The organism is Streptomyces sp. NPDC040610, from assembly GCF_055594065.1.
Genome location: NZ_JBVIXA010000003.1, coordinates 330,185 through 346,467 on the forward strand (window position 1 = coordinate 330,185; position 16,283 = coordinate 346,467).

Consider the following 16,283-nt stretch of genomic DNA (forward strand, 5'->3'; position numbering starts at 1 on the left):
GCCCTTTTTCCCCCTGGGCGAGTACGGTGGGCACACCGAGGGCACTTCGCACGCCGGTGACCGGACCGGCCTCGTTCTCCCGATGCTCCGCGCCCCCCCCCGCACGAGGACGGCCCTGGACCCCGGCCGCACGGCCCCTTACCGAGGCCGAGGACCCCGCCCGCCGCATGGTTCGGCGGGCCCCCAAGACAGGAGTCGCCCGCTCATGTCCACCGTCCTTCAGCGCCTGCCCGCCCAGCCCGTGGTCCGTCTCCGGCTGGCTCCGCACGACTTTTCGCCCCGCCGCGTCGACGGGGCGTGGTGGCCCCGATCCCGCGACCTGATGGTCGAACTGCCTCTGCTCCTCGGTGTGTTGCCACCGGCGTGGGGGCAGGTCGACGCCGCCAGCGTGCACGAGGACGTGTGGTCGCCGTCCCCCCGGCGGCTGCTCATCGCCGGCCATCTCGTACAGCTGCGCAGGGAGCCGGGCGCCCGCAACCGGCACACGATCTGCCTGCTCAGCTCCGGCCGGGGCCGCAGGGACCTGCTCGTGGTCCCGCCGGAGGTGGCCGGGTCCGACGCCGAGCGCCTGATGGCGGCGGTGGCGGCGCAGGCGTGCTGAGCGGCTCAGCGGTGGCCGGGGCCGGTGTCGGTGTCGGTGTCCGGCCTGGATTCGGACTCGGCGCCGGAAGTCCGGGCGTCGGCTGCTTCGCTCGCCGCCCTGCGGTACTCCGCGTTGATCCGCTGGGCCTCCTCAAGTTGGTCCTCAAGGATGACGATGCGGCACGCGGCTTCGATGGGGGTGCCCTTGTCGACGAGTTCACGGGCGCGGGCGGCGATGCGCAGCTGGTAGCGGGAGTAGCGCCGGTGGCCGCCCTCGGAGCGGAGCGGGGTGATCAGGCGGGCCTCGCCGATGGCCCGGAGGAAGCCCGGGGTGGTGCCGAGCATCTCCGCTGCTCGGCCCATCGTGTAGGCGGGGTAGTCGTCGTCGTCCAGACGACCACTGAGGGGGATATCTGCTGTCATGTCACCTCGTTGTGCAACGCGTCGAGGGGCCCCGATGCCGTACGGCACCCGGGGCCCCGAACGAATTCAACACCATGCGTCGCCTCCGCCGCCCTGGCGACTTTCCGATTCCGCCCCCGGTCGGGGCCGTACGCGGGGTGGGGCGGGGACCGGCCGCTGAATAGAATCCGCTGTCATGTCGAACACTGACGAGCTGCTCGTCAACATCTCCGCCATGGTCGAGTCGGAGCAGAGCAACCAGATGTCGCTTACCGTAGTCGTCGCCGGCGCCGTGCTCACCGGCCGCCTCGCTCCCGAGAGCGTGTGGAGGCAGCGGGTCTCCGAGGTCCTGAAGGACTCGGACCGCCTCGGCCCGTTCTCCGACGTCTTCGCCGGTCACAGCACGCCGGTCCGGTCCGCACCGGACACGGACGACGGCGGCGGCGCGCCCACGCATCTCCACTTCCACCTCGCCCGGATCCTCCAGGGCAGCGTGGGGATCCCCGATACCGGGGGCATGTACCGGGTCGCGATCAAGGACGTCAGCGCCTGGACCGTGGGTGACTTCAGCTACTCCGACCAGTGAACACGCATGCGTGAAGGGCCCCGCCGACTCGTCTCGGCGGGGCCCTTCACGGTTTTCGGACCTGTGTGCGGTGCCTTACGGCTCCGGGGCGCCCTACGGCTCCAGCGTGGCGGGGCCGGGGACGGGGCCGCCGAGCAGCGCCGAGGCGTTCTGTACGGGGGCGAGGGGCTGCTGGGGCGCGGGCTCCTGGGCGCTGCGGCAGGTGAAGCCGAGTCGGGTCATGGCGCGGGTGACCTCGCCGCTGGTGAAGTCGCGGCGGTCCTGGCGGGTGATGACGGCGCCGACCTGCTTGGCGGGGTAGTTGCGGCGGCCGATGATCACGTACTCGCCACCGGTGACCGGCTCGGGCTCGACGTCCTTCATCGTGGCCAGCACTTCGCTCTTGGAGAGGTCGAACGGGAACCTGGCAATGACGCAGCGCATGATGCCTCACAGACGGGGAGAGAAGGGGCTGAGCGGGGCTACGGGCTGAGCGGGCTGAGCGGTCCAGACGGGGCCGGGTGGCGCGGGGGCCGGGCGGCCCGGGCGTGGCCGCGGGTCCGCCGGGCCACGGGGCCCTGAGGAGACTCTAGGGCCTGTCCGGTGGGCCGACCCTAGGCCCTCGGGGTGGCGGACCGGCTCCGCCCGCCGCGACCGCGACGTCCCCGGGGCGAGGAGGAGGCGCTGCGGCGGGGTCGCTCCGGGGCGGGCGCGCGGATCACGACCGGGATCCCGGACGGCGCCTGAGCTCCGGTGATGCGGCTCAACTCGGCTTCGCCCGAGCGCACTTCTGTGGTCTGCGCGGTGACGCCCGCGGACGCCATCAGACGGCTCATCGCGCGCCGCTGGCTGGGGGTCACCAGGGTGACGACGCTGCCGGACTCCCCGGCGCGGGCCGTGCGGCCGCCGCGGTGCAGATAGTCCTTGGGGTCGGTGGGCGGGTCCACGTTCACGACCAGGTCGAGCTGGTCGACGTGGATGCCGCGCGCCGCCACGTTGGTGGCGACGAGCACCGACACATGCCCGTCCTTGAACTGGGCGAGGGTCCGGGTGCGCTGCGGCTGGGACTTTCCGCCGTGCAGCGCTGCGGCGCGGACACCGCTGCTCAGCAGGTGCTTGGTCAGCAGGTCCACCGCGTGCTTGGTGTCCAGGAACATGATCACCCGGCCGTCCCTGGCCGCGATCTCGGTGGTCGCCTGGTGCTTGTCGGCGGCGCGCACGTGCAGGACGTGGTGGACCATCGTGGTCACCGCCCCCGCGGACGGGTCGACGGAGTGCACCACCGGGTCGTTCAGATAGCGCCGGACGAGCAGGTCGACATTGCGGTCCAGGGTGGCGGAGAACAGCATCCGCTGCCCGCCGGGCCGCACCTGGTCGAGCAGCGCCGTGACCTGCGGCATGAAGCCCATGTCGGCCATCTGGTCGGCCTCGTCGAGGACGGTCACGTCGACCTGGTCCAGACGGCAGTCGCCCCGGTCGATGAGGTCCTTCAGGCGCCCGGGAGTGGCCACGACGATCTCCGAGCCGCCGCGCAGCGCGCTCGCCTGGCGTCCGATCGGCATCCCGCCGACGACGGTGGCCAGGCGCAGCCGCAGCGAGCGGGCGTAGGGCGTGAGCGCGTCGGTGACCTGCTGAGCGAGTTCACGGGTGGGTACGAGGACGAGTCCGAGCGGCTGCCGGGGCTCGGCACGACGGCCCGCCGTGCGGGCGAGCAGGGCCAGGCCGAACGCGAGGGTCTTGCCGGAGCCGGTGCGGCCGCGGCCGAGCGCGTCGCGGCCCGCGAGGGTGTTCGGCAGGGTCGCCGCCTGGATCGGGAACGGCACGGTGACGCCTTCCCGGCCGAGGGCGGTGAGGAGCTCCGTGGGCATGTCCAGGTCGGCGAACGCCTCGACGGCGGGCAGCGCGGGGGTGATCGTCTTCGGCGGGGCGAACTCGCCCTGGAGCGCGGTGCGGTGCCGGGCGTGGCCGTTCGGGCGGGACGGGCCGCCGGCGCGGCCCGCGGAATTCGGTCGTCCCGAGCCGGTGCGGCCGCCGGAATTCGGGCGGCCAGAACCGCCGGTTCGGGTACGGGTGTAGCGATCGCCATTGCGTGTGCGGTTCATGCGGAACCTTCCTTGATGTGGCACGTATCGGCAGGTATCAAGGAATTCCCGCAGCACAAGGGGCGGCGCAGAGAATCGCAAGAACGAGCCAAGAGTGGCGGGACAATTCCCGCGAGAAATGCGCCCTGTGGCGCTGCCGTGGAATACGGCGGACGCGGTGGGCGTCCGGAAACGCAGCGAGCTGGGGCCCGCACCCCAAGGTGCGGGCCCCAGCTGCGAAGTGCGTGTATCCGCTGCGTCAGGCGGGGACGATGTTCTCCGCCGTCGGGCCCTTCTGGCCCTGCGCGATGTCGAACGTCACCTTCTGGCCCTCGAGCAGCTCACGGAAGCCCTGGGTGGCGATGTTCGAGTAGTGGGCGAAGACGTCCGGGCCGCCGCCGTCCTGCTCGATGAAGCCGAAGCCCTTTTCCGCGTTGAACCACTTGACCGTACCAGCAGCCATTTTCTTCTCCTTCGGGGCGGTGCTCGGAGTCCGCCCTGTGCGGACCCCGTGTCGCCGTGATGTGCCCCGTCGGAAAAAATGAACCGTTTTCGGGAACCACAACTGCAACTGAGATCGACAGTAGCACGGCAGGATCGCGTGAGGGTGAAAAAGGAAATTGCTCCGGCTGTCGCGCGAGGAACCCTCAGTGCGCCTCGCCGCAATTCCTCATCTCGCCACGACAGATATTGTCCCGCCGAGATCTCAGAGGCCGAACTCCTGCGGGGACAGGCCGAGTGCGGCGCACGCCTCGCGCAGGACCTGCTCCTCGGCCGGGGCGACATAGCCGTCCGCGCCCGCGACGACCAGGCCGGTCTGCACGACCGCCCGCGCCTCCGTCTGCTTCTTGGCCGCCTTGGCGATCTCCTGGAGGACCTCCGTCTTGCCCTGCTGGAAGTTGAACGCCAGCTGGTCCACGTGCTTGTTGAACCGCTGGCGCAGCTGCTCCGGCGGGAAGTTCTGCAGCACGTCGTTCTGCAGGATCAGCGACTCCACGTGCTGCCGCTCGGCCGGGTCGACCTGGCCGTCGGCGGCCGCGACCAGGGCGCACATGGCCATGCTCGCGTCGCGGTACGAACCGCTCTTCAACTCCGTCTTCAGGGACGTGAGCTGGGACTTGAGCGCGCTGATCAGCTGCGCCTTCGAGCCGCCGGAGGACCCGCCGGGCCGACCGTGCCCGTGCCCGCCCGAGCTGCCCGAGCGCGAACCCTGCGCCTGCTGCAGACCCTTGGCCTGCTCCTTGAGCTTGTCCCACATAGCCATCCGTGCCACCTCAACTTCTGCCATGTAACCGCTCGTGAGCGCGCGTTCCGCGCGTCCTTCTGCCAACGCCCCCACGTTCCCCGAAGTTCCAGACTCAGTACAGGGCGGACCAGGACTCGGTACAGCTCAGGAAAAACACCTGACACAGCGCCGTGTGTGGTCGTACCATCCCTCGCGATGACGACTCACTCTGTTGACAGATTGGGGGACCCGTCCGCGCAAGGTGAGTGCTGATGCTCACCGACCTCGCGAACGGGCACACCCGTCCTTCCTTCCGGCGCCCCTCCGACGGGCGCCCGTCCTTCTGGCCGCGCGTACGCGAGTTCGCCGTGCCGCCCGCCATGATCGAGACCGCGACCGCCCGCCGCCACGCCGGTGACTGGGCCGGGGCGTGCGCCGCCGCGGGCGTCGACGTGGACCTGAGCCCGCGCTCCCTGACCCGCACGCACGGCCGCGAACTCGCCGCCCGTGTCCGCGACGACCTCCGCCACCTCGCGCCCGACCTGCTGCGCTGGCACCTGCCGAGGATCGCCCCCGACGGGCTGCTCCGGCCGGGGCTGACGGTCGTGCTCGCCCGGTACGACACGGGGGAGTCCGAGTACGGCTCGGGGGCGCCCCGGCACGACACGGGGGCGCGCGGCGGCGCGGGCGCCCCGCGTCCGGTGCACCTGGTGGTCCGTACGCCGCCCGCGTGGGCGGACGCGGGCCAGCGGATCAGCCTCGCACTGTGGGACGGGTCCCGCGCCAGTCCCGGCGTCCACGGCCACCAGGACCCGCCCTCGCCCCTGTCCCCGTACCCGCGTGCACGGCCGTACCCGCACCCCCATCCGCACCCCAGCCGACGCTTCCGGCTCGACCTGCACCGCCACCTGTGGGACGCCCGCAGGGCCGGTGAGCTGCGCGTACGCTCCGGAGTCGACCAGCCACCCGCCGTGGCCGGGGCCGACGACGCCCTCTTCCGCAGGGACCCGGAACTGCTGTCGGCGGTGCCGGGCGGGCTCGCCTGCGCGGTCGACCGCTGGGCGGCCGAGGGGGAGATCCTGCTGCGGGCCGAAGGGTGGGGCCCCGGGCGGGCTCCCGGGTCGGCCGAGGCGGGGTCCGAGGGGCGGGCCGACGGGGTCTTCGCCGTGTGGGTGGGGTCTGGGCGGCGGGTGGTGCTCCGGTTGGACGGGGCGGGTGGGGTGGAGGTCGTGGGCGTCGCGGGCGGCAGTGGTCGCTCCGGTGGTCGGGGCGAGGGGCGTTCCGGTGGGCGGCCTGAGGGGCGTTCCGGCGGCGGGGCTGAGGGCCGGGGCGACGGTCGGGCTGAAGGAGGCCGTGGCGACGGCCGTGATCGGGGCAGCGTCGTCCCGCCCGTCCTGCCCGACGCCGCCACCTGGGTCCTGCCCGACCTCGAACTGCTGCGCACCGGCGCCCTCGACATCGACCGGCTGCACCCGCTCGTCGCCTCCGCGCTCGTACCGGACCGCCCGCCGACACGGCCGACCCGCACCCCCGACCGGCCGGGCGAGCCGCGCGTCGTGGACTGCCGGGGCGCCCGGCACCGGATCGGACTCGTCGACGGGGCGCTCGCCGCCCTCGACCACGACCCGGCCGAGGTCCGGCGCGAGGAACTCCTGGTCGCCCTGGGCGGCCCCCCGCTCCCGTGCCTGCGCGCCATCGACGAGGCCCACCGCCGCCCGGACTGCCTCACCGGCGTCCGCGAACGCCTCGACCACGGCGACATCGCCGGCGCGCTGGCCGTCGTCGAAGGTCTCCTCGGCCCCGACGCGGTCCTGCGCGAAGGGCCGCTGCGGGACGAGCTGGAGGCCGCGGCGGCGCGGCGGATCACGTACGGGCTCTTCCGGGCGGGGCTGCTGGGCGCGGGCGCCAGGGGTGGAGGCGGCGGCGGGGCGCGGGTCCGCCCCGGACGCGGCCGAGCCCGCGACCGCCACGCGCAGCCGCGCCCCAACTCCGCGTACTAGCGCGCCCCTTCCTCCTCGTACCCCTCACTCCCCTTCCCCTTTCGCTTGCCGTCGGCCCCACGCGGCCGCGCACAACCCCAAAGGTGACCACACATGCCCACACGCACACCCACCTCCGATTCCTCCGATTCCTCCGATTCCGCCGCCCAACTCCTCGTAGCCGATGACCTCCTGGCCCTCCTCCGCGACACCTCCACCGAGCCACGCCCCGACATCCAGCTGGAGGCCCTGACGCTGGCCGTGGCCGCCGACCTGCCCGTGCTCCTGTGGGGGGAGCCGGGGATCGGCAAGACCGCCGCCCTGACCCAGCTCGCCGCGTCCCTGGGGCTTCCGCTGACCACGGTGATCGCCAGCGTGCACGAGCCGTCGGACTTCTCGGGGCTGCCGGTCGTCGGGGACGACCCGGCGGAACAGGGCGTCCCGATGGCCCCGCCGGACTGGGCCGTGCGCCTGGTGAAGGCGGGCCGGGGCCTGCTGTTCCTCGACGAGCTGTCCACCGCGCCCCCGGCCGTGCAGGCCGCCCTGCTCCGGCTCGTCCTGGAGCGCCGCGTCGGCGCCCTCCGACTCCCCCCGGACGTACGGATCGTGGCCGCCGCCAACCCCCGGTCGTCGGCGGCCGACGGCTGGGAGCTGAGCCCGCCCCTGGCCAACCGGTTCGTGCATCTGCAGTGGACGCACGACCACGAGGTCGTCGTACGCGGACTCGGCGGGACCTGGCCCCGGGCGACCCTGCCCCGGCTCGACCCCGGGAAGCTGCCGGAGGCCGTGGAGTTCGCCCGGCGCGTGGTGTGCGAACTGCTGGCCGCGCGCCCCGCCCTCGTTCACCGCCTGCCCGGCAACGAGACACGCTGGGGCGGCCCTTGGCCCTCGCCACGGAGCTGGGAGATGACCCTGCGCCTGATCGCGTTCGCCACCGCGGCGGGCTCGTCGCGGGAGGTCCTCTCCCTGCTGGCCAGAGGCACGGTGGGGGACGGCCCCGGCCTCGAACTCCTCGCCGGGATCGACCGGATGGACCTCCCCGACCCCGAGCTGCTGCTCGCCGACCCGGCCGCCGCCGAGCTGCCCGAGCGCGGCGACCTGCGCCAGGCCGCACTCGACGGCGTGGTGGCCACGGTCCGCAACCGCCCGGACCGGTCCCGCTGGGACGCGGCCTGGGCGCTGCTCGTCCGTGCCCTGGAGACCGGCGCCCCGGACCTGGTCGTCGTGCCCGCGACCACGCTGGCGTCGCTCCGGCGGGACGACTGGGACGTACCGGAGTCGATCGAGCGCCTGGCCGGGGCGGTGTCGCTGTCGCAGCGTGCGGACCGGCAGGGTGCGCGGACGAAGGCGACAGCGGGGACGGGGGCGGCACGATGACGGCGACCGCACCGAACCCACCCGGCGCACCCCACGCCCCCCTGCCCCTGGACCGCGACAAACTCTTCGCCGCCCGTCTGCACGCGGCCCGCGTGCGCCCGTACCTGGCGACGGCGCTGTTCGCCCTGCACACCGTCGAGTCGCGGGACGTGCCGACGATGGCCGTGGACCGGTACTGGCGGTGCTACGTCTCGCCGCACTTCGTGGCCCGGACGCCGGTCGCGGAGCTGGCCGGGGTGTGGGTGCACGAGGTGTCCCACCTGCTGCGGGACCACCACGGGCGCGGGGACCGGGTCGCGCGGGAGCGGGGCCTCACGGGCGCGGGGGACAGGCTGCGGATGAACATCGCGGCGGACTGCGAGATCAACGACGACGTGTACGGGGACGGGCTGGTCCGGCCCGAAGGGGCCGTGCGGCCGGGGACCCTCGCGCTGCCGCCGGGCGAGCTGATGGAGGACTACCTGCGGCAGTTCCGGCTCGGGCCGCGCACCGCGGACCTGTCCTGGCTGGACTGCGGCAGCGGCGCCGACGGCAGGGAACGGGACTGGGACCTCGGCCCGGAGGGCGCCCACGGCCTGAGCGCGCAGGAGCGGGACGCGGTGCGGTTCCGGGTGGCGCAGGGGCTGAGCGGGCGTCCGGGCAAGGCCCCGAAGGGGTGGCAGCGGTGGGCCGAGGAGGTGTTCCATCCGCCGCAGCCGTGGCGGGAGTTGCTGGGGGCGGCGGTGCGCTCGGCCGTGTCCGGGCCGGGGGCGGGCGAGGACTACACGTACGGGCGTCCGGCGCGGCGGTCGGCCGGGCTGCCCGGCGTGGTGCTGCCCAGCCTGCGGCGCAGACCGCCGCGGGTCGCGGTGGTCGTCGACACGTCGGGTTCGGTCAGCGACGCCGAACTGGGCAGCGCGCTGCTGGAGGTCGCGGCGATCGCCCGCGCCGTGGGCGGCCGCCGCGACCTCGTCTCCGTACTGCCCTGCGACGCGTCGGCCCGTATCGTCCACCCGCTGTGCACGGGCGAGGGCATCCCGCTGATCGGCGGCGGGGGCACGGACCTGCGCACCGGCTTCGAGCGGGCGCTGCGGACCCGGCCACGGCCGGACGTCGTCGTGGCACTCACCGACGGCCAGACGCCGTGGCCGAGTTCGCAGCCGCCGTGCCGGACGGTGGTCGGCCTGTTCCCCCGCCACCGCCGCGACACCTCGACGCGGGACGAGAGCGACCCCGACTACGTACCGGACACGCCACCGGAGTGGGCGCGGGTGGTGGAGATCGGATAGCGGGCGCTCACCCGAATGTCCCCTCAGCTGCCGCCGAGTTTGATCGCCACATCGGTGACATCCAGCGGGAATTGATCGATGGCGGTCGCCTCACCGGTGAAGACATTCACGCTGTAGAGGGACGGAGTCTCCGCCCCGTACGGGTGGAGGGACGCGAAGGCGATATTCGAGGTGGTCTTGCCGCCCGTCAGATAACTGAAGATGTCCAGACCGGAATCCGCGCCCGCGTCGAGGGTCAGGGATCCGGTCGGGGCCAGGGTGCCGTTGTTGGCGGGAGACTGGATGACTACCTGGTCGGACGTGGTGTTGATGTCGAACAGGGTTGTCGCGGTGGCGCCGTTGAGATCGTTGTTGGTGTACGCGGCGGCGGTGACGCCCCGGACGGGCGAGGGGCTCGGCGGGGCGGTGAGGATGCCGTCCTCCTCCGTGGTGCCGTTGCCGAGGTTGTGCCGCAGGTTCTGCGCGTTGTCGCTGATGACGCGGAGCCGGTCGGCGGCGGGGTTGAAGTCGACGCCGAACTTCGTTCCGTACAGGGCGATCTGCAGCTGGGACACCTTGGTGACCTCGACGTCCGGGACGTCCGGCGGGGTCTTGATCGTGTAGATCCCGCCCTGGTCGCCGACGCCGTACATCAGCCCGTTCTGCACCCGGTAGTCGATGCCGATCAACCTTGTGTCCCCCTTGAGTCCCTTGATGATCTTGACCCAGTCGAGTTGGCCGGGCTTGTCGGTGGTGAACGTGGCCATGCGGGTGCCGTTGACGAGGATGCCGTAGGCGCGGAGGCTCGGGGTGGCGGCGGGGGTCTTGGTGGTGGCGGCGGCTTTGGTGCCGGCTGCCGGGTCGGTGGCCGAGCTGGCGCCCGGCGCGGCGACCAGGAGGGCGGCGCAGGCGGCCGACGCGGAGAGGGCGGCCACGATCCGCTTGACGTTCCTGGACCCGTGTGTCCTCTCCGTCGTCCCGGTACTGGGAGTCCTGGTTCTGGGATCACGTCTCACGATTTCCTCCCGAGTGAAGAAGTCCGGACGGGCGTGAATATGGCGGTGGTATTTCCGGATCCCCTATTAAGCCCGTCGCGCCGGGGGGTCACAACCAAAGAAAGCAATCTGCCCGCCGCCGCCCGGCAACTTTGCGCACCATGACAAATGCGCACCCCGGGGCGCCATGCAATTGCCCGCCCAATTCACCCGAAGTGACAAATCCCGTCCGGATTTCACCTGTCGATCAATTCGGTCGGAATGGCAAGCTCCGTCCCATGGGCGACCTCTTCGCGGAGCTGGCCCGGCGCGCGCCAAGCAGCGCCCGCCGGGAGGTCGAGACGTACGCACGCGAGATCCCGGAGTTCAGGATCCTGGACACGAACGCCCGGGCGAGGGCGGAGACCTTGGAGTACGCGGTCTGGCTGCGCCACCGCACCGGCGAACTGGCCCCCACCAGCGCCGACTTGACCGAGTCCGACCTCGCTGCCATCGCCGCGATGGGCGCGACCCGAGCCACCTCCGGCCTGTCCCCGGAATCCCGCCAACGCGTCCTGCGCCTGCACACCGCCCTCATGCTCCGCGAGGTCAACGAGGCGACGGACGCCCAGCGCGACGGCGACGCCGACGAACTCGTCCGACTCCTCGCCTGGTTCGCCGCCCAGGGCGAGCGCGGCATCGAGGCGTACTGCCAGGGTTTCGTCTCCGCCCTGCGCCATCGCCTCCCGTACGTCGACCAGGTCGCGCTCCTGGTCAGGGCGCTGCTGGCCGGGGATCCCATGGCGGACGAACTTGCCCGGTCCGTGGGGATGGAGGTGCCCGCGTGGTGCGCGGTGACGGTGGTCCGGGTGCCGGCCGCGGAGGGCCGCGGGGGCCTGGAGGGCGAGGTGGAGGCGCTGGTCAAGGAGCATCAGGTGCCGGTGATGTGGTGCGCGGGGGCGGGCGCGGCGCCGGGTGAGCTGATAGCGCTGGTGCCGTTGGTTCCGCCAGCACCCTCAGTACCCCCAGAGCCCCCAGCGCCCCGAGCACCCTCAGAGCCCCCAGCACCCTCAGAGCCCCCAGCACCCTCAGAGCCCCCGGCACCCGTGCCATTCCCACCTCCACCCGCCAAGGCCGACGCCCCCCAACCCCCCGAAGTGTGCGACCTGGTAAGAGACTTCGCCCAAGCCCTGGGCGCCACCCCTTACGCCGCGGGCACCGCCACGGCCCCACTCCCCGACCTCCCCGACGCCCTGGACCGGGCAAGACGGATCAGCAGAGCGGCCCCCCTGCGCCGAGCCCCGGCGCACCCGGCCCCGCACACCACGGCGGACGTCTTCGTCGAACTCGCCGTGGCGGACGTCCCGTTCATCGACGCCTGGCTCCACACCCTGGCCCGCAGCCTCGCCCCCGGCCCCGACCTCCTCCTCACCCTCGACGCGTACTACACCCACGACCTGAACCGCACAGCCACGGCATCGGCCCTCAACGTCCACCCCCGCACCCTGGACTACCGCCTGCGCCGCGTACGCGAACTGACGGGGATCGCACCGGGGTCGACGCATGGGGTGCGGGCGCTGAGTGCGGTGGTGACGCGGGGGTTGTCGGGGGCGTGGGGTCCGCGTTTCTGACGGACGGCCACAGGCTGTGCTCGCTCGGTACTACAGTTCCGTGTGCAGTCAGTGTGTGCCACGTCACACGGGCTCGGTCGACGCATGGCCACGGGGTGGTGGCCGACGTGTGCCTGACGTGCGCTATTGGGGGTGGGGCCATGTACGAGCTGAGCAAGGGCGCCAATGTGGGGCTGGGGACCCTGAGCGAGAACGCCGACTCCGTGATCGTGAGTCTGGACTGGACGAGCCCGACGGGGGAGGGCGACGCGGACGTCTCCGTACTGCTCCTGGGCGCCGACGGCAAGGTGCGCAGCGACGGGGACTTCTACTTCTACAACAACCCCGTCGCCGCTGACGGGAGCGTGCAGCTCCTGGGCAAGACGCCTACGGGCAGCGGCGACAAGGACCGGATCAGCTTCGATCTGACGGCGGTCCCGGAGCGCGTCGACCGGATCGTGGTGGCGGCGAGCCGGTACGGCGGGGCGCACTTCGGCGAACTCGGCGACCTGCGGCTCACGTTGGCCGACGGCTCCGGGGAGGGGCTGCTGCGGTTCGCGATCGAGGACGCGGGTTCGGTGAGCGCGTTCATCTTCGGTGAGGTCTACCGGCGGGGCGCGGAGTGGAAGTTCCGGGCTGTCGGGCAGGGCTACGACGCCGGTCTCGCCGGGCTGGCGACGGACTTCGGCGTCGACATCGACGACGACGAGGCTGCCGAGGAGGCGTTGGACGCCGAGGAGGCGTTGGACGGCGAGGCAGTGGACGGGCCGGTGGAGGCCGCGACGCCGACCCAGGCCCTGTCCCGGGCTCCGGACGTGGACCCGGCCGCGGCTCCGGCCGAGGCCGTGACCCCGGAGCCTGCTCCGGCCGCCGACTGCGAACCCCCGCCCACGTTGGAGGCGGTCCCGGCGCAGAGACGTCCCGAAGCGGACGCGCAGCCGAGGAGGGCCCCGGCACGACCCCGTACCGCCAAGAAGAAGGTCACCCTGCCGAAGGCGGCCAAGAAGTCCTTGGCGGAGAACGAGTCCTGGAAAGAGGCCAGGCTGTTCCCGCTCTCCGCGCTCAAGAGCGACCGAGACCGGGAAATGCGGGCCACCTCCGTGCTGTTGTCGGTGATGGCGCAGATCCCGGAGTTCGGCAGGAGGCTCACCGCCGCGTTCGGGGCCCCGGCGGGCCGCATGGAGACGTTCACCGAGGTTTCCCTGCCCAACGGTGACTCCCCGCGCCGACCGGACGGTGTGATCCGTGTCGAGCGGGCCGGCAAGCTGTGGACGGTACTGGTCGAGACGAAGACCAACGGGAACCCTCTCAAGGGCGAGCAGGTCCAGGCGTACATGGACATCGCCGCACGCCGCGGCTACGAGGCCGTGATCACGCTCTCGAACGACGTCGCGCTGGAGGGCAGCCCCCTGGTCGACGTCAGGATTGACGGGCGGCGCAAGCACAAGGTGGCGCTGTGGCATCTGTCCTGGGCCGAAGTGGCCCACCAGGCACAGATGTTGATCCGGCACGAGGGCGTGGGCAATATCGCGCACGCGTGGCTGCTCCAGGAACTGCTGCACTACCTCCAGCACGAGAACTCCGGCTGCCACGGCTTCCAGAACATGGGCTCGGCCTGGGTGCCGGTACGCAACGGCATCGACGACGAGACCCTCTGCCAGGGCGACCCGCGCAGCCTTGAGGTGGTGGAGAGCTGGGAGCGGCTCATCCGCCAGGTCTGTCTCAGGCTCGGCGGTGAACTCGGCCAGAAGGTGCTGCCCGTACAGCGCTCCCGGCGTGGAACGGACCCCGGCATCCGACGCGCCCACCTGGCGGACCGACTCTGCCTCGAGGGGCGGCTGCAGGCGGAGATGCGCATCGAGGACACGCCGGGCGTCCTCGTCATCGCCGCCGACCTGCGCACGGGCAAGCTCCGCGTCTCCATCGAGACCTCCGCCCCCGCCCAGGGCTATCCCCTGACCTGGGTCAAACGCCTAGTCCGGCGCCTCGCCGAAGCCCCCGCCGACCTCCATGTCGAAACCCTGGTGGAAGGCGGTACGGGAGGGCCGCGGGGCACGCTGGAGCGACTGCGCCCGGAACCGGCGGACCTCCTGCCCAGGAACGACGCACCGATCACCGGCTTCCGCCTCACCCTCTTCAAGGGCATGGGCAGCAGCCGCGGCAACGCCGAGTCCGGCTTCATCCGCAGCGTCGACGACGCCGTCGACCGCTTCTACGCCACGGTGGTGACCCACCTGGACCGCCCGGCGCCTCGCCGGAACCCGTCCCCGGAACGCGCAGCTGTGGGCTGAGGGCGCGCCGGAGGAGTACCGGCCGCGTCCCTCAGCCCAGCAGAGCCTCGACTCGGCGGAGCCTCAGCCCGGTCGTGCCCCGGCTCAGCGCAGCCGCAGAGCCTCCCGCACTGTGGTGAACAGATCCGTCTGGTTGGTCACCCCGAGGACCCGGTACGCCTGCGGGCCCTGGGCCGCGATGCGGACCTGGGTGCCGGTGTGTTCCTGGGACTGGCCCGGGGTGTTCGTGGAGTAGTTGACCTTCAGCTGCTGGCCCTCGTTGGTGACGAGGGTGGAGGAGAGGCCGGGGGGCTGGGCCTCCAGGGGGACGATCTGGCTGGTGTGGGCGTGGTCGGCGGTGGTGACGACCAGGGTGTCCGGGTGCTTCGCGGCGTAGGCGCGGGCGACCTTCACCGCGCGGTCGAACGCCGCCGTCTCGCCGATCTGGCCGCACGGGTCGGCGGCGTGGTCCTGCTTGTCGATCGAGGCGCCCTCGATCTGGAGGAAGAAGCCCTGCTTGTTCTTGCCGCTCTTCTGCTTGGCCTCCAGGAGCTTGATGGCCTTGCTCGCCTGGTCCTTGAGGGCGGGGGTCCCCGCCGGGCGGCCCGGGTTGGAGGTCGTGCAGCGCTGCGGGTCCGTACCGCCCTTGGCCGCCGCCTTGCCGGTCCACTCGACGGGCACGTTGCCGGGCGCGAAGAGGCCGAGGACGGGCCTGCCGTTCTTGACCGACTTGACCTTCTTCAGCTCGCGGTCGTTGGTGACGACCTGGTAGCCGAGCTTCTTCGCCTGCTCGGTGACGGTCAGGCCCTTGTACTTGCCGTCCGTGACCTTCTGGTCGAACCGCTGCTGTCCGCCGCCGAGGAGCACGTCCACCTTGTGGTTCACGCTCTGCTCGGCGATCGAACCGGGCCCGCCCTTGGCGATCGTGTCCTTCGGGCACTTGGCCATGTCGGCCGGGCCCTGGCAGCTGCGGTCGGTGGCGTGCGAGGCGAGCACGGCCGGGGTGGCGTCGGTGAGTTCGGCGGTGGTGACCGAGCCGGTCGCGTAGCCCTTCTTCTGGGCCAGCTCCAGGATCGTCGGTACGGCCTTGTCGGTGCCCGGCGTCTTCGAGATGCGCCCGTTGACCGTCTTCACGCCGGTGGCCCAGCCGGAGCCGCTCGCGGCGGAGTCGGTGACGTAGTCGGGCGTGCCGTCCGCGTGCACCGCGTACGTCGTGTACGCGCCCGTCAGCGGGAACTTGTCCATGTTGAGGCGGCCGTTCGCGCCCACCGTGTAGTCCCGGGCGAGCGTGATCTCCGAGTCGCCCATGCCGTCGCCGATGAGCAGGATGACGTTCTTCGCCTTGCCGCCCTTGATGGCCCGCTGGGCCTGGTCCTTGGTGTCGGATGCCCCCGCGGACGCGGTGACGGTCACGGCCACCGCGGTGGCGGCGGCCACGGAACCGGCGGCTATCAGGCGACGACGGGACAGACGCGGTCTGGCCATGGCGAACTCCTCAAAACGTGCTTTGTTACGTCCTTGTACGGTGCAGCCACCTCACCAGCGCCACATGAACCGGACGGGACGTACCGGTGCCTTCTCGATGACCTGAGGACGACCGCGTGGCGCGCACGTGCATCGACCACCCACCTGCCCACCCCCGCCGTGCCCTTCCCCCCTCGTGGTCGTTGCCCCGGACATGCGAAAGATCATCCTCACCGCCACGCTCGCGCTCGCCACCGCGGCCCTCGCCGCCCCCGCCCACGCCGACGACGACAGCAACTTCGGCCAGGGCGTGAACGCCGCGAACAACTGGAACTTCACGGCGGCAGCCGTCTGCATGCAGGAACTGGCCGTGGTGCCCGCACTGGCCGACTGGACCGGCCTCCACAAGAACAACTGTTCGAACGGCAACGTGATCGACCACTCCGGCCGCTAGGCCCCTCGCCGGACGGACACCACCCGGGCCCCTCGGAGCCGACCGAGGGGCCC

The 16,283-nt window shown here is 72.2% G+C and carries 15 protein-coding genes; 8 read left to right on the forward strand and 7 right to left on the reverse strand.

Translation table 11 applies throughout. From position 1 onward, the window contains the following. Nucleotides 1-205: 205 nt before the first annotated feature. Nucleotides 206-601, forward strand: a complete 396-nt coding sequence (locus ACZ6AA_RS14125) for a DUF5994 family protein (RefSeq protein WP_471458131.1) — start codon at nucleotides 206-208, stop codon at nucleotides 599-601. 5 nt (nucleotides 602-606) lie between these two features. Here the strand turns inward: ACZ6AA_RS14125 and ACZ6AA_RS14130 are convergent, their stop codons facing one another. Beyond that, entirely contained in the window at nucleotides 607-1,005 is a 399-nt protein-coding gene (locus ACZ6AA_RS14130) for a helix-turn-helix domain-containing protein (RefSeq protein ID WP_471458132.1), read from the reverse strand. A gap of 175 nt (nucleotides 1,006-1,180) precedes the next feature. Between ACZ6AA_RS14130 and ACZ6AA_RS14135 the strand changes: the two genes are divergently transcribed. After that, the gene (locus tag ACZ6AA_RS14135) at nucleotides 1,181-1,570 is read left to right on the forward strand and encodes a hypothetical protein (RefSeq protein WP_468481615.1); all 390 of its coding nucleotides are present in this window, start codon (nucleotides 1,181-1,183) and stop codon (nucleotides 1,568-1,570) included. 93 nt (nucleotides 1,571-1,663) lie between these two features. On the opposite strand, the gene ACZ6AA_RS14140 is transcribed toward ACZ6AA_RS14135, so the two are convergent. The 4 genes from ACZ6AA_RS14140 to ACZ6AA_RS14155 all read right to left on the reverse strand — a co-directional run bounded on the left by ACZ6AA_RS14140 (nucleotide 1,664) and on the right by ACZ6AA_RS14155 (nucleotide 4,894). Further along, complete coding sequence (locus ACZ6AA_RS14140) at nucleotides 1,664-1,993, reverse strand: SCO5918 family protein (protein WP_468454233.1); 330 nt, start codon at nucleotides 1,991-1,993, stop codon at nucleotides 1,664-1,666. Nucleotides 1,994-2,163: 170 nt separating this feature from the next. Beyond that, entirely contained in the window at nucleotides 2,164-3,651 is a 1,488-nt protein-coding gene (locus ACZ6AA_RS14145) for a DEAD/DEAH box helicase (protein WP_468454235.1), read from the reverse strand. Nucleotides 3,652-3,889: 238 nt separating this feature from the next. Continuing rightward, complete coding sequence (locus ACZ6AA_RS14150) at nucleotides 3,890-4,093, reverse strand: cold-shock protein (protein ID WP_030362120.1); 204 nt, start codon at nucleotides 4,091-4,093, stop codon at nucleotides 3,890-3,892. 243 nt (nucleotides 4,094-4,336) lie between these two features. Then, nucleotides 4,337-4,894 carry a tellurite resistance TerB family protein gene (locus ACZ6AA_RS14155; RefSeq protein WP_468454237.1) on the reverse strand — a complete coding sequence of 186 codons (558 nt, stop codon included), beginning with the start codon at nucleotides 4,892-4,894 and terminating at the stop codon, nucleotides 4,337-4,339. A 233-nt stretch (nucleotides 4,895-5,127) separates the two neighbouring features. Here ACZ6AA_RS14155 and ACZ6AA_RS14160 point away from each other — a divergent pair, with 233 nt between their 5' ends. The 3 genes from ACZ6AA_RS14160 to ACZ6AA_RS14170 all read left to right on the forward strand — a co-directional run bounded on the left by ACZ6AA_RS14160 (nucleotide 5,128) and on the right by ACZ6AA_RS14170 (nucleotide 9,479). Beyond that, nucleotides 5,128-6,855, forward strand: coding sequence for a hypothetical protein (locus ACZ6AA_RS14160; protein ID WP_471458134.1), 1,728 nt, complete (start codon nucleotides 5,128-5,130; stop codon nucleotides 6,853-6,855). Between the two features lie 93 nt (nucleotides 6,856-6,948). Next, nucleotides 6,949-8,211 carry an AAA family ATPase gene (locus ACZ6AA_RS14165; protein WP_471458136.1) on the forward strand — a complete coding sequence of 421 codons (1,263 nt, stop codon included), beginning with the start codon at nucleotides 6,949-6,951 and terminating at the stop codon, nucleotides 8,209-8,211. Continuing rightward, nucleotides 8,208-9,479 (forward strand): vWA domain-containing protein, encoded by a 1,272-nt coding sequence (locus tag ACZ6AA_RS14170; protein WP_468454243.1) that lies wholly within the window; start codon nucleotides 8,208-8,210, stop codon nucleotides 9,477-9,479. Before ACZ6AA_RS14165 ends, ACZ6AA_RS14170 begins: the two co-directional genes overlap by 4 nt. Nucleotides 9,480-9,502: 23 nt before the next feature. On the opposite strand, the gene ACZ6AA_RS14175 is transcribed toward ACZ6AA_RS14170, so the two are convergent. Further along, nucleotides 9,503-10,396: a DUF4394 domain-containing protein gene (locus ACZ6AA_RS14175; RefSeq protein WP_471458472.1), complete on the reverse strand. Its 894-nt coding sequence runs from the start codon at nucleotides 10,394-10,396 to the stop codon at nucleotides 9,503-9,505. Between the two features lie 335 nt (nucleotides 10,397-10,731). On the opposite strand from ACZ6AA_RS14175, the gene ACZ6AA_RS14180 reads away from it, so the two are divergent. Both ACZ6AA_RS14180 and ACZ6AA_RS14185 read left to right on the forward strand, forming a co-directional pair. After that, entirely contained in the window at nucleotides 10,732-12,063 is a 1,332-nt protein-coding gene (locus ACZ6AA_RS14180) for a helix-turn-helix domain-containing protein (protein WP_471458138.1), read from the forward strand. 140 nt (nucleotides 12,064-12,203) lie between these two features. Next, on the forward strand, nucleotides 12,204-14,333 hold the full coding sequence (locus tag ACZ6AA_RS14185; protein WP_471458140.1) for a TerD family protein: 2,130 nt from the start codon (nucleotides 12,204-12,206) through the stop codon (nucleotides 14,331-14,333). Nucleotides 14,334-14,417: 84 nt separating this feature from the next. Here the strand turns inward: ACZ6AA_RS14185 and phoA are convergent, their stop codons facing one another. Further along, complete coding sequence (gene phoA, locus ACZ6AA_RS14190) at nucleotides 14,418-15,797, reverse strand: alkaline phosphatase (protein ID WP_471458141.1); 1,380 nt, start codon at nucleotides 15,795-15,797, stop codon at nucleotides 14,418-14,420. A gap of 193 nt (nucleotides 15,798-15,990) precedes the next feature. Here phoA and ACZ6AA_RS14195 point away from each other — a divergent pair, with 193 nt between their 5' ends. Next, a complete protein-coding gene (locus ACZ6AA_RS14195) occupies nucleotides 15,991-16,230 on the forward strand; it encodes a hypothetical protein (RefSeq protein ID WP_468454249.1) in 240 nt (79 codons plus the stop codon). Nucleotides 16,231-16,283 lie beyond the last annotated feature (53 nt).

Bases quoted from the DNA above. Each gene is read 5' to 3' on its own strand.
- ACZ6AA_RS14160 (WP_471458134.1), top strand. From the start codon at position 5,128: ATGCTCACCGACCTCGCGAACGGGCACACCCGTCCTTCCTTCCGGCGC.
- ACZ6AA_RS14125 (WP_471458131.1), top strand. From the start codon at position 206: ATGTCCACCGTCCTTCAGCGCCTGCCCGCCCAGCCCGTGGTCCGTCTC.
- ACZ6AA_RS14195 (WP_468454249.1), top strand. From the start codon at position 15,991: ATGCGAAAGATCATCCTCACCGCCACGCTCGCGCTCGCCACCGCGGCC.
- ACZ6AA_RS14140 (WP_468454233.1), bottom strand. From the start codon at position 1,993: ATGCGCTGCGTCATTGCCAGGTTCCCGTTCGACCTCTCCAAGAGCGAA.
- ACZ6AA_RS14130 (WP_471458132.1), bottom strand. From the start codon at position 1,005: ATGACAGCAGATATCCCCCTCAGTGGTCGTCTGGACGACGACGACTAC.
- phoA (WP_471458141.1), bottom strand. From the start codon at position 15,797: ATGGCCAGACCGCGTCTGTCCCGTCGTCGCCTGATAGCCGCCGGTTCC.
- ACZ6AA_RS14165 (WP_471458136.1), top strand. From the start codon at position 6,949: ATGCCCACACGCACACCCACCTCCGATTCCTCCGATTCCTCCGATTCC.
- ACZ6AA_RS14150 (WP_030362120.1), bottom strand. From the start codon at position 4,093: ATGGCTGCTGGTACGGTCAAGTGGTTCAACGCGGAAAAGGGCTTCGGC.
- ACZ6AA_RS14135 (WP_468481615.1), top strand. From the start codon at position 1,181: ATGTCGAACACTGACGAGCTGCTCGTCAACATCTCCGCCATGGTCGAG.
- ACZ6AA_RS14185 (WP_471458140.1), top strand. From the start codon at position 12,204: ATGTACGAGCTGAGCAAGGGCGCCAATGTGGGGCTGGGGACCCTGAGC.
- ACZ6AA_RS14155 (WP_468454237.1), bottom strand. From the start codon at position 4,894: ATGGCTATGTGGGACAAGCTCAAGGAGCAGGCCAAGGGTCTGCAGCAG.
- ACZ6AA_RS14145 (WP_468454235.1), bottom strand. From the start codon at position 3,651: ATGAACCGCACACGCAATGGCGATCGCTACACCCGTACCCGAACCGGC.
- ACZ6AA_RS14180 (WP_471458138.1), top strand. From the start codon at position 10,732: ATGGGCGACCTCTTCGCGGAGCTGGCCCGGCGCGCGCCAAGCAGCGCC.
- ACZ6AA_RS14170 (WP_468454243.1), top strand. From the start codon at position 8,208: ATGACGGCGACCGCACCGAACCCACCCGGCGCACCCCACGCCCCCCTG.